10 protein-coding genes are annotated in these 11,992 nt (G+C 70.4%); 3 read left to right on the forward strand and 7 right to left on the reverse strand.

Annotated elements, in window-relative coordinates; genetic code table 11:
• Positions 1–38 precede the first annotated feature (38 nt).
• Positions 39–710: a YggS family pyridoxal phosphate-dependent enzyme gene (locus J7654_RS04720; RefSeq protein ID WP_209738650.1), complete on the reverse strand. Its 672-nt coding sequence runs from the start codon at positions 708–710 to the stop codon at positions 39–41.
• Positions 711–854: 144 nt separating this feature from the next.
• On the opposite strand from J7654_RS04720, the gene leuS reads away from it, so the two are divergent.
• From leuS to holA, 3 genes are read left to right on the forward strand one after another with little or no spacing between them, the layout of a single operon-like run.
• A complete protein-coding gene (leuS, locus tag J7654_RS04725) occupies positions 855–3,500 on the forward strand; it encodes a leucine--tRNA ligase (protein WP_209738652.1) in 2,646 nt (881 codons plus the stop codon).
• Positions 3,487–4,041 (forward strand): hypothetical protein, encoded by a 555-nt coding sequence (locus tag J7654_RS04730; RefSeq protein ID WP_209738655.1) that lies wholly within the window; start codon positions 3,487–3,489, stop codon positions 4,039–4,041. Before leuS ends, J7654_RS04730 begins: the two co-directional genes overlap by 14 nt.
• Positions 4,041–5,084 carry a DNA polymerase III subunit delta gene (gene holA, locus J7654_RS04735; RefSeq protein ID WP_209738657.1) on the forward strand — a complete coding sequence of 348 codons (1,044 nt, stop codon included), beginning with the start codon at positions 4,041–4,043 and terminating at the stop codon, positions 5,082–5,084. Before J7654_RS04730 ends, holA begins: the two co-directional genes overlap by 1 nt.
• A gap of 205 nt (positions 5,085–5,289) precedes the next feature.
• Here the strand turns inward: holA and J7654_RS04740 are convergent, their stop codons facing one another.
• The 6 genes from J7654_RS04740 to mnmE form a co-directional block, all read right to left on the reverse strand.
• Complete coding sequence (locus tag J7654_RS04740; RefSeq protein ID WP_209738659.1) at positions 5,290–6,240, reverse strand: ParB/RepB/Spo0J family partition protein; 951 nt, start codon at positions 6,238–6,240, stop codon at positions 5,290–5,292.
• 79 nt (positions 6,241–6,319) lie between these two features.
• Positions 6,320–7,108, reverse strand: a complete 789-nt coding sequence (locus J7654_RS04745; RefSeq protein WP_209740222.1) for a ParA family protein — start codon at positions 7,106–7,108, stop codon at positions 6,320–6,322.
• A 123-nt stretch (positions 7,109–7,231) separates the two neighbouring features.
• The gene (gene rsmG, locus J7654_RS04750) at positions 7,232–7,807 is read right to left on the reverse strand and encodes a 16S rRNA (guanine(527)-N(7))-methyltransferase RsmG (protein ID WP_245195646.1); all 576 of its coding nucleotides are present in this window, start codon (positions 7,805–7,807) and stop codon (positions 7,232–7,234) included.
• Between the two features lie 82 nt (positions 7,808–7,889).
• The gene (gene mnmG / locus J7654_RS04755; protein ID WP_209738661.1) at positions 7,890–9,764 is read right to left on the reverse strand and encodes a tRNA uridine-5-carboxymethylaminomethyl(34) synthesis enzyme MnmG; all 1,875 of its coding nucleotides are present in this window, start codon (positions 9,762–9,764) and stop codon (positions 7,890–7,892) included.
• Between the two features lie 33 nt (positions 9,765–9,797).
• The gene (locus J7654_RS04760; protein ID WP_209738663.1) at positions 9,798–10,316 is read right to left on the reverse strand and encodes a GNAT family N-acetyltransferase; all 519 of its coding nucleotides are present in this window, start codon (positions 10,314–10,316) and stop codon (positions 9,798–9,800) included.
• 308 nt (positions 10,317–10,624) lie between these two features.
• On the reverse strand, positions 10,625–11,950 hold the full coding sequence (gene mnmE, locus J7654_RS04765; protein ID WP_209740224.1) for a tRNA uridine-5-carboxymethylaminomethyl(34) synthesis GTPase MnmE: 1,326 nt from the start codon (positions 11,948–11,950) through the stop codon (positions 10,625–10,627).
• Positions 11,951–11,992: the final 42 nt, after the last annotated feature.

Raw genomic sequence — 11,992 nt, forward strand, 5'->3', positions numbered from 1 at the left:
ACATAGGGCGCCGCGCCGCGCCCGACATGCCGCCCGGCCTATCCGCGCCCGCCGAAGATCGCCGAGCCGACGCGCACCGAGGTGGCGCCCTGCGCGATGGCCTCCTCGAAATCGCCCGACATGCCCATGGAGAGCTTTTCGAGGCCGGCCTCCCGCGCGAGGCCGGCCAGCGCCGAGAAATGCGGCGCCGGGTCGCCCTCCAGCGGCGGGATGCACATCAGCCCCTCGATGGCGAGCCCGTGCGCGGCGCGGCAGCGCTCCACGAAGGCAACGGCCTCGCCGGGCGCGATGCCCGCCTTTTGCGCCTCCTGCCCGATATTGACCTGCACGTAGAGGCGCGGGCGCCGGCCCTGCCGGTCCATCTCCCGCGCCAGCTCGCGGGCGATCTTCTCGCGGTCCACGGTCTCGATCACGTCGAACAGGGCCACCGCCTCGGCGGCCTTGTTGGACTGGAGCGGGCCGATGAGGTGCAGCTCCACGCCCTCGAACGCCTCGCGCAAAGCGGGCCACTTGGCCTTGGCCTCCTGCACCCGGTTCTCGCCGAACACGCGGCAGCCCGCCTCCAGCACGGGGCGGATGTCCGGGGCCTCGAAGGTCTTGGAGACGGCCACCAGCGTCACCGAGCCGTCGGGCCGGCCGGCGCGCTTTTGCGCGGCCGCGATCCGGTCCTGGACGGTCTGAAGCTGTGCGGCGGGGGCGGATGGGGTCATGGGTCGTCCTGCGGCGGGATTGGCAAGCGGGGGAGGGGCCGTTATTCGATGCGGTGACACCGGGTCAGTAAACGCTTACTGACCTCATTCGTCCCCAGTCGCATCCTATCACGCACTCCCCGATCAGCGAGACCCGCCGTTTCCATGGCCGCCACAGAACGCTACAACGCCCGCGCTTCCGACCCCCGTTGGCAGAAGGCCTGGGACGAAGCCAGGCTCTTCGAGACCGACACCGACGCGGCCGGCGAGAAATACTACGTGCTCGAGATGTTCCCCTATCCCTCGGGGCGCATCCACATGGGCCATGTGCGCAACTACGCGATGGGCGACGTGGTGGCGCGCTACAAGCGGGCCAGGGGCTTCAACGTCCTGCACCCCATGGGCTGGGACGCCTTCGGCATGCCGGCCGAGAACGCGGCCATGCAGAACAAGGTGCATCCGCGCGAATGGACCTATGCCAACATCGCCACGATGCGCGGGCAGCTCAAGTCCATGGGCCTGTCGCTGGACTGGTCGCGCGAATTCGCCACCTGCGACGTGGAATACTACCACCGCCAGCAGATGCTCTTCCTCGACATGCTGGACAAGGGCCTGGCCTATCGCCGCAAGTCCAAGGTCAACTGGGACCCGGTGGACCAGACGGTGCTGGCCAACGAGCAGGTGATCGACGGGCGCGGCTGGCGCTCGGGCGCCGAGGTCGAGCAGCGCGAGCTCGTCCAGTGGTTCTTCAAGATCACCGATTTCGCCGAGGACCTGCTGTCCGCCCTCGACCGCCTGCCCGGCTGGCCCGAGAAGGTGCGGCTGATGCAGCGCAACTGGATCGGCCGCTCCGAGGGGCTGATGCTGCGCTGGGCGCTGGCCGGCAACGAACGCGCCTCGGACATGGCGCTGGCCGAGCCCGCTTTGGCGCCCGAGATCGAGGTGTTCACCACCCGGCCCGACACGCTGTTCGGCGCCTCCTTCCTGGCCATCGCCGCCGACCACCCCGTGGCGAGGGCCCTGGCCTCCAGCGACCCCGCGCTGGCGGCCTTCGCGCAGGAGTGCCGGCGCACCAGCACCTCGGCCGAGGCCGTCGAGACCGCCGAGAAGAAGGGCTACGACACGGGCCTGCGCGCCGTGCACCCCTTCGACCCGGACTGGACCGTGCCGGTCTATGTCGCCAATTTCGTGCTGATGGACTACGGCACCGGCGCCGTCTTCGGCTGCCCCGCGCACGACCAGCGCGACCTGGACTTCGCGCGCGGCCATGCCCTGCCCGTCCGGGCCGTGGTCCTGCCGGCCGGCGAGGCGCCCGAGAGCTTCGAGATAAGCAAGGAGGCCTATACGGGCGAGGGCACCCTGTTCCACTCTCGCTTCCTGGACGGCCTGTCGCCGGACGCCGCCTTCGAGGAGGTGGCGCGCCGGCTCGAATCGGCCACGCTGGCCGGGCGGCCGCAGGCGCAGCGCAAGGTGAACTTCCGCCTGCGCGACTGGGGCGTCTCGCGCCAGCGCTATTGGGGCTGCCCCATTCCCGTGCTGCACTGCCAGGCCTGCGGCGTCGTTCCCGAGGCGCGCGAGAACCTGCCGGTCCGGCTGCCCGACGATATCGAGTTCGACAAGCCGGGCAACCCGCTGGACCGCCACCCCACATGGCGGAACGCCACCTGCCCGCAATGCGGCGGCGCGGCCACCCGCGAGACGGACACGATGGACACGTTCGTCGACTCCTCCTGGTATTTCGCGCGCTTCACCGCGCCGCGCGCGAGCGGTCCGACCGTGCCGGCCATCGCCGATGCCTGGCTGCCGGTGGACCAGTATATCGGCGGCATCGAGCACGCGATCCTGCACCTGCTCTATTCGCGCTTCTTCACCCGCGCCATGAGCGCCACCGGGCATCTGGCGCTGGACGAGCCCTTCAAGGGCCTGTTCACGCAGGGCATGGTGGTGCACGAGACCTATCGCGACGGACGCGAATGGGTGGCGCCCACCGACGTGGCCATCGTGGAGGCGGACGGCCGGCGCACCGCCACGCGCCTGTCCACGGGCGGCGCGATCGAGATCGGCTCCATCGAGAAGATGTCGAAGTCGAAGAAGAACGTTGTCGATCCCGACGACATCATCTCCGGCTACGGCGCGGACACGGCGCGCTGGTTCATGCTCTCCGATTCGCCGCCCGAGCGCGACGTGATCTGGACGGAGGCCGGCGCGGAAGGCGCCCATCGCTTCGTCCAGCGCCTCTGGCGGCTGGTGTCCGAAAGCGCCGGGCTTCTTTCCGGCTCCGAATCGTTCCGCGGCGCGTTCAGCGAGGCCGCCGAGGGCGTGCGCAAGGCGGCCCACCGCACGGCGGCGGGCGTGGGCGACGACATCGAGCGCCTGGCCTTCAACAAGGCCGTGGCGCGCCTCTACGAGCTGGTCAACGCCCTCTCGGCCGCGCTGGCCCCTGCGGCGCTGGAGGCAGACCCCTCGCTGCGCGCGGCCGCGCGCGAGGCCCTCTCGATCCTCACCCGCCTCTTTGCCCCCATGATGCCGCATCTTGCCGAGGAATGCTGGGCGGCGCTGGGGCAGGAGGGGCTCGTGGCCGCCGCGAGCTGGCCCGTGCCGGACCCCGCCCTTCTGAAGGACGACGAGATCGTGTTGCCGGTTCAGGTGAACGGCAAGAAGCGCGGCGACCTTCGTGTCGCCGCACAGGCGGGCAAGGAAGAGGTGGAGCGCGCCGCTCTGGCCCTCGACTTCGTGCGCGAGATGCTGAACGGTCAGGCGCCCAAGCGCGTCGTGGTCGTGCCCGGAAGGATCGTCAATGTCGTCCTCTAAGCTCTTCCTGCCTCTCCTGGCCGTGCTGGCGCTGGCCGGCTGCACGGCCGCGCCGCTGCACGGGCAAGGGCCTGTCTCGCCCGTCACCGGGCAGCCGCTCGCCGGGGTGGAGACGCTTTCCGGGCGCATCGCCGTGTCGGAGGCCGGCTCGCGCACGGCGCAGGTGGTGCGCAACCCGCTCCTGTTCCGCCTCAACGGCGCCACCCCCGTGCGCGAGCCGCTCTACGAGGTGGTGCTCGACGTCAGCGGCTTCGAGCAGGACGTGTCCGTCCAGGGCGGCTCGGGCGTTCCCACCGCCAGCCTCTACCGCATCCAGGCCAGCTACACGGTGCGCCGCGTCTCCGACGGCGCGGTGCTGGGCAGCGGCACGCGCTTCTCCACCGCGCCCTACGACCGCAGCGAGCAGCTCTTCGCCGCCGACCGGGCGCTGATCGACGCGCGCGACAAGAGCGCGGCCGAGCTGGCCGACCGCCTCGCCGTCGCGGTGCTGCCCATCCTGCGGCGCGAGATCGAGGGCCAGCCCGCACTCGCGACCAACTGATGGCGCAGAAGAAAGCCGGCGAGGTCGAGGCCTTTCTCTCGCGCCCCGACACCTCGTTTCCCGTGGTGCTTCTCTACGGGCCGGATCCGGGCCTCGTCTCGGAGCGGGCGCAGAAGCTCGCCGCGCTCTCGGGCGTCGATCCGTCCGATCCCTTCGCCAGCGTCACGCTCTCCGCCGACGAGCTGGAGAAGGACATCGGCCGCCTGTTCGACGAGGCCGGCACCGTCTCCATGTTCGGCGGCCGGCGCCTCGTGCGCGTGCGGGGCGCGGGCAACGGCAAGGCGCTGGCCGACGCGGTGGCGGACCTCGCCCAGAAGCCCCCGCAGGGGGCGACCATCGTCATCGAGGCGGGCGACCTGAAGAAGAACGCCGCCCTGCGCCAGCAGGCCGAGCGCGGCCGCGCCACCATGGCGCTGCCCTGCTACCAGGACGAGGGGCGCGCGCTCGACCGGATGATCGACGAGGAGCTGGAAAAGGCCGGCCTCGGAATCGAGCGCGCCGCGCGCGATCTCCTGCGAAGCCGGCTGGGCGCAGACCGGCTCGCCTCGCGCGGCGAGGTGCAGAAGCTGTGCCTCTATGCGAGCGGCAAGGCCGGGATCACGGAGGAGGACGTCTCGGCCATCGTCGGCGACGTCTCGGCCGAGACGGTGGACGAGGCGGTGGACGCGGCCGCCAGCGGCGAGGTGAAGCGCCTGCCGGAGCTGATCGAGCGGCTCACCTCCTCCGGCACCGCCACCTTCCAGTTGCACCAGGCGCTCCTGCGCTACTTCCAGCAGCTTCTGGCCATGCGACAGGAGGTGGAGCGCGGCGGCGCGGTGCCGACAGCCGTGGTCGAGCGCCGCCGCCCGCATTTTCGCCGCCGCGCCGCGATGGAGGCGGCCCTGGTGGCGTGGGAGGAAGAGGCCATCGCCGCCGTCCTGACGCGGCTGGAGCGCGACATTCTCGACAGCCGCCGGCATGCCGCGCTCTCCGTCACCATCATGCATCGCAGCCTGATGGAGATCGGCGTGCAGGCCGCACGCGCCCGCACGCGTCGGCGCTGAGAGGCCGTTCGAGACTTCGGCGGCGGAGGGCCTACGAGGAATTTTTCGTCGTCCGCGAGGAGCCAGGCGATGGCCGGCGGCATGGGCGAGGATCAGCGACGCGGCGGCGGCGAAAAAAGGACCCGCAGGGCCGGGCCCGCCCGAAGTCTCGAACGGTCTCTGACGGCCCTTCTCTTCCTCAGGAAACTTCCGGGCCCGCTGCGCCCTACAGGCTGCGCACGCGCGGCTCGGCAAGGCCCTTGCGGGCCTGAAGCAGGCGGCACAGCTCGTCGAGCTGGTCGAGGCTGGCGAAGTCCAGCGAGAGCCGCCCGCCCTCGCCCTTGAGGTCGATCGCCACCGTCATGGACAGCGTGTCGGAGAGCAGCGCCTCCAGGGCGCGCGTGTCGGCATCCTTGGCGGGCGCGGCCGGTTTGCGCTTCGGCGCGGGCGCCGCGTTCGGGGCGCGCGTCTGCCGTGCCGCGCCCTCCGCCTCACGCACGCTCATGCCCTCCTCGACGATGCGGCGCGCGAAGGCCTCAGGATCGTCCATCGACACGGCCGTGCGCGCCGCCCCCGCGCTCAGGCGCCCGCCCGAGACCAGATCCCGCACCGCCTCCGGCAGCTTCAGGAGCCGCAGCGTGTTGGCCACGTGGCTGCGGCTCTTGCCCAGCACGTCGGCGAGGTCGTTCTGCGTATAGTCGTGCTCGTCGATCAGCATCTGATAGCCGAGCGCTTCCTCGATCGGGTTCAGATCGGCGCGCTGGACGTTCTCGATGATGGCGATCTCGAGCGATTCCCGGTCGGAAATCTCGCGCACCACCACGGGCACGTCCGCCAGCCCCGCCTCCCGCGCCGCGCGCCAGCGCCGCTCGCCGGCCACGATCTCGAAACCGCTGCCCTCGCCCGCCTTGCGGCGCACCAGGATGGGCTGCACCACGCCGTGCACGCGGATGGAGGCGGTCAGCTCGCCGAGATCCTCGGCCACGAAGCTGCGGCGCGGATTGCGCGGATTGGGCGAAAGCCGGCCGATGGCCACCTTGCGCTCGCCGCCCGCCTCCTGCCCCTCGCGCGGCGCGAAGGGCAAGGCGGGGCGGGCGCCAGAGCCCGCCGTGCCGCCGGCGCCGATCAGCGAGGCGAGGCCACGGCCGAGGCGGGCGCGGGACTTGTCTTCGGTCATCGGGCGATCTCCTGAACGGGGCGGAACCGGGCCGGGCGCGGCGGGATGGGGCGCGGGAAGGCGGGCAGGGCGCGCGTGCTCATGCGGCGGCCCGTCCCTGCCGCTCGCGCTGGATGATCTCGGAGGCGAGGCGGATATAGGCCTGGCTGCCCGAACACTTCATGTCGTAGAGAATGGCCGGCTTGCCGAAGGAGGGCGCCTCGGAAACCCGCACATTGCGCGGAATGATCGTCTCGTAGACATGCTCGCCCATATAGGCGCGCACATCCTTCACCACCTGCGCGGCCAGGTTGTTGCGCCCGTCATACATGGTGAGGACGATGCCGTGCAGGTGCAGCGAGGGGTTCAGCGTGTCGCGCACCTGCTCCACGGTTTCCAGAAGCTGGCTCAGGCCCTCCAGCGCGAAGAACTCGCATTGCAGCGGCACGAGGATCGAATCGGCCGCCGCCATGGCGTTGATCGTGAGGAGGTTCAGGGAGGGAGGGCAGTCGATCAGCACGAAATCGTAATGCGCATCCTCCACCGAATGGAAATGCAGCGCGTCCCGCAGGCGGTAGGCGCGCCCGCTGGAGCCGGCGATCTCCATCTCCACGCCGAGGAGGTCGAGCGTGGAGGGAATGATGAAGAGATTGGGCACCGCCGTCTCGACGGAGGCCCGCGTGATGGAGGCCTGCTCGAGAATGACGTCGTAGGAGGAAACGTCACGATCGGCCCGGTCGATGCCGAGCCCCGTGGAGGCGTTCCCCTGCGGGTCGAGGTCGATGAGAAGCGTGCGCTTGCCCACGGCGGCGAGCGCGGTGGCCAGATTGATCGCCGTCGTGGTCTTGCCGACGCCGCCCTTCTGGTTGGCGATGGTGATCACCCGCATCGTGCGCTGGGACAGATTATCCAAGACTGCGCTCCAAGCCAGACTTCCAGATCCTGCCGTCCGGACGAATCAACAGGGCACGCTCGCCCGCATTTCGGTTCGGCACCGACTCGATCCCTTGAATCACGCGCCCAGGCCCTCCAGACGGGCGATCTCCAGGACGACGGAGTCCGGTGTGACCTTCGAAGAGTGCTTTACCATGGTAAAGCGCCAATGGGCAGAGGCCTCCGCGATTTCCGCCTCGACGTCGCGGCCCTTGGGAAACCAGCAGACGGAGGTTGGTTTCACATGCGGTCCGACCATCGCCATCAGCCTGTCCAGCGAAGCCAGAGCACGGGCCGTCACCAGGTCGGCCTCTTCCAGAATCGCGCCGCAATCCTCGACGCGGCTCGCGTGCACCGCCGCATTCAGGCCGAGTTCGCGCACCACGGTTCGCAGAAAGGCCGCCTTCTTGCCGTTGCTTTCCACGAGATCGACGCCCAGCCCTCGTTCCGTTCGAAGGATCGCCAGCACCAGTCCCGGCAGCCCCCCGCCGGAGCCGATATCGACGACGCGCCCGTATTTCGGCATGAGGGAGCCAAGGAACAGGCCCTCCTCGAGATGCCGTGTCCAGAGGCTGGGAAGCGTCGAGGGCGCCACGAGGTTGATGCTGTTCTGCCACTTCAGGAGCAGGGCCGCATAGGCATCCAGACGCGCCACTGTTTCACGTGAAACAGCGTTGCGCGAAAGCACCGTCGCGCGATCGCCGGCAAGGGTCGCAGGCGCATTCTGGAGACGAGAGCTATGCGGCACGGGCGAGTTCGCTCTTGCGCAGCGCCACCAGGAGGATGGCCAGCGCAGCGGGGGTCATGCCGTCGATGCGCTCGGCCTCCGCGATGCTGCCCGGACGGCGGCTGTCGAGCTTCTGCGCAAGCTCGATGGACAGGCCCTTGAGACGGCTGAAATCGAAATCCTGCGGGATGCTGCGCTGCTCGTCGCGCTTCAGGGCGGCCTGTTCCCGCCTCTGCCGCTCCAGATAAACGTCGTAGCCGGCCTCGATCTCGACGCGCGCCGCCACCGCAGGAGGGATGTCGGACAGCTCCGGCCAGAGGGCCGAGAGGCTCTCAAGGCTGTTGCCGGGCTGCGACAGAAGCTGCCAAGCCGTTCGCGCGCGCCCGTCCTGATTGACGGACAGGCCCCGGCGCAAGGCCGCGTTCGGGGTGATCGTCAGGGACTGAAGCGTTTCCCGCGCGCGCCCGAGAGCCTCCTCGCTCGCTTCGAACACACGCCGCCGGCGCTCCTCGACGAGGCCGAGCGAAAGGCCGAGCGGCGTCAGCCGGCGGTCGGCATTGTCGGCCCTCAGGGACAGCCGGAACTCCGCGCGCGAGGTGAACATGCGGTAGGGCTCGGTCACGCCCGTTCGCGTCAGATCGTCGATCATCACGCCGATATAGGCATCCTGGCGCCCGAACACCGCCGGCTCGCTGCCCCCGGCCCGCCGGGCCGCGTTAAGCCCCGCGACCAGCCCCTGCGCGGCTGCTTCCTCGTAACCCGTGGTGCCGTTGATCTGCCCCGCGAGGAACAGGCCCTTCGCCTTGCGCACTTCCAGCCCGCGCGTCAACTCACGCGGATCGACATGGTCGTATTCGATGGCATAGCCGGGCTTCAGGATCGCGACCCGTTCCAGCCCCGGAATGGAGCGCAGGAAGGCGTGCTGAACGTCTTCCGGGAGGGAGGTGGACAGGCCGTTCGGATAGACCGTGTCGTCGTCCAGCCCTTCCGGCTCCAGGAAAATCTGGTGCCCGTCGCGGTCGCCGAACTTGACGATCTTGTCCTCGATGGAGGGGCAGTAGCGCGGGCCGGCGCCCTCGATCCGGCCGCCGTAAAGGGCCGAGCGCGACAGGTTCTCGCGGATGATGCGATGGGTCGCCTCGCTCGTGCGCGTGATGCCGCAGTCGATCTGCGGGTTCTCGATGCGGCGGGTGAGATAGGAGAAGGGCACCGGCTCGTCGTCGGGCCGCTGCACGTCGAGCCCGGTCCAGTCGATGCTGCGCCCGTCGAGGCGGGCGGGCGTGCCGGTCTTCAGCCGTCCGAGCGAAAGGCCGAGCCGCGCCAGCGTGGCGGAAAGGCCGAGCGAAGGGTCCTCGCCCATGCGACCCGCCGGAATCTGCGTCTCGCCGATATGGATCAAACCGTTCAGGAAGGTGCCGCTCGTCAGCACCGCAGCGCCGCAGCCAAGCCGGCGCCCGTCGGCCAGTATCACCGCCGTCGCACGCCCCTCCTGGTCGAAAGCCAGATCCGCTGCGTCGCCTTCCACCAGCGTAAGGTCGTTACGGGCCCGAATCCGCGCCTGCATGGCAGCGCGATACAGCTTGCGGTCGGCCTGGGTGCGCGGGCCGTGGACCGCGGGCCCCTTGCGGCGGTTGAGCATTCGGAACTGGATGCCGGCCGCATCCGCGACCTCGCCCATCAGCCCGCCCAGCGCGTCGATCTCGCGCACCAGATGGCCCTTGCCGATGCCGCCGATGGCCGGGTTGCAGCTCATGGCGCCCACCGTATCGAAGCGATGCGTCAGGAGCGCGGTGCGCGCGCCCGTGCGCGCGGCCGCGTCGGCCGCCTCGCATCCGGCATGGCCGCCGCCGATGACGACGACATCGAAGGAGAGATCGGGGGTCATGCGAAAGGGTTAAGCCGCCAACCGCCTGCCTTGTCAATCGTCGCCGGCGGGCGGCGGCGCGTCCTTCAGGCGCGCCATGCGGAAACTGTCCACCAGCACGCCGTCCCGCAGGATCGCCTGCCGCTCCCGCCCCTCGATCTCGAAACCGAGCGATGTGTAGAGAGCGATGGCGGCCTCGTTGTCCACATTCACCTCCAGCTCGATCCTGCGAAGCCCGAACCAGTTGTCGGCCGTATCGATCAACGCCGCCATCAGCGCGCGGCCGATACCGCGCCGCCGATGGGCCTCGTCCACCCCGATGCCGAGGAGGCCGACATGGGAGCGGCGTCCGGTCCACCGGGTGAGGCCTGCGGAGCCGAGGACGGCGCCGTCGAGTTCGGCGACGAGAAGAAGCGTCGTATCCCCCGCGCGGTCGAACAGGCGTTTTTCCACCATCTCCTGGGTCTCGAACGGCAGGCGCATCGTGCCGTGGCGATAGGAGGGCTGGTTGAAGAGCCGGGCCAGTGCGGGCGCGTCCGAGCGCTCCGCGGCGCGGATGAGCGGTTCAGTCATGCTTTGTCCCGATGCGGAATGGCAAGAACGATGCCTGAATGTCCTCCGCGCCCCGCGCCCCCGTCAATGCCGCAGGGACGCGGCGGCGGTTTCGGCGGCGGGGCGCGGGGGATGGGCCTCCCTCATTTGGGCGCAACCGGCCGGCCCGGTGCCCGACGTCCCCGTAGCCCTCATCCTGAGCCTGTCGAAGGGCGAGGCGCCAGCCGCACGCTCGTGCGTCACCTTCGTGCTTCGGCACGCTGAGCATGAGGGTGAAGGCGGAGGTTGGCGAACGGAACGGCGGGAAGCGATGCGGGCGGTCTGCCGTGCTACTTCCCGATGCAGAATTGCGAGAATACGATGTCGAGAATGTCCTCCACGCCCCGCGCCCCCGTCAGCGCGGCCAGCCGGTCGCCCGCCCGGCGCAAGGTCTCTGCGGCGATTTCGGGGGGCAGGGCGGGGAGGGGTTGCGCCTCCAGCTCGTCCAGCGCCGCGCGCAGGATGAGCCGGTGGCGCTCGCGCGTCGGCACGAGTTGCGAGGGATCGCCCACGGCGGCCCGCGCGCGATCCGCCAGCGCGGATTCAAGCTCCGCCAGCCCGGCGCCGGTCGCGGCCGAGACGGACGGGCCTTCGAGCCCTCCCGCAAGGTCGCCCTTGGAGCGCAGCAGGAGGAGCTTGTGGGCGGGCACCTGTTTCACGTGAGTCATCGCGCTTTCACGACTCTCCTCCGGCGGCTGGAGCAGGAGCACCAGATCGGCCTCCTCCATCGCCCCGCGGGCGCGCTCCACGCCCACGGCCTCGATGGCGTCGCCCGCCTCGCGAAGGCCCGCCGTGTCCACCAGCCGCACGGGAACGCCCCCCATGTCGAGCGACACCTCCACCAGATCGCGCGTGGTGCCAGGAATATCGGAAACGATGGCGGCGTCCCTTCGCGCCAGGGCGTTGAGAAGGCTCGACTTGCCCGCATTGGGAGAGCCGACCAGCGCGACGCGAAAGCCCTCGCGCAGGATTTCGCCCCGGCCGGCGGCGGAGAGATGCGCGGCAATCTCACGCGCCAGCCGCCCCGCTTCCTCCAGCGCCGCCGCCGAGACGCCCTCCGACACGTCGTCCTCGTCCGAGAAGTCGAACTCGGCCTCCAGCATGGCGCGCGCGTGCAGAAGCCGGGCCGCCCAGTCCTCATAGAGCGCGCGGTGGGCCCCCTCGGCCTGGTCCAGCGCCCGCCTTCGCTGGCCCTGCGTTTCGGCGGCCAGGAGGTCCGCAAGCCCCTCGGCCTCGGTCAGGTCGATGCGCCCGTGCACGAAGGCGCGCCGGGTGAACTCGCCCGGGCCGGCGAGTCGCACATCGGCAAGGCTCGTCGCCGCCTGGAGGAAGCCGGCCACCACCGCCCGGCCTCCATGCAGGTGGAATTCGGCGACGTCCTCGCCCGTCGCCGTCTCCGGGCCGGGGAAGAACAGCACCAGCCCCCGGTCCAGCGCCTTCCCTTCCTCGTCGCGGATGAGGCGCAGGGAGGCGCGGCGCGGCGCGGGCACGCCGCCGGCAAGGCTTGCCAGAAGTGTGCGCACCGCCGGGCCGCTGGCGCGCATCACCGCGATGCCGGAGGGCAGCGAGCCGGAGGAGAGGGCGACGATCGTATCGTGGAGCGGGGCGGCCATCATGGCGATGAGCGGTGCCACGGGGCCGGCGCTTCGTCAAACCAT

This window comes from Aureimonas populi, from assembly GCF_017815515.1.
In the GTDB taxonomy this organism is placed as follows: domain Bacteria; phylum Pseudomonadota; class Alphaproteobacteria; order Rhizobiales; family Rhizobiaceae; genus Aureimonas; species Aureimonas populi.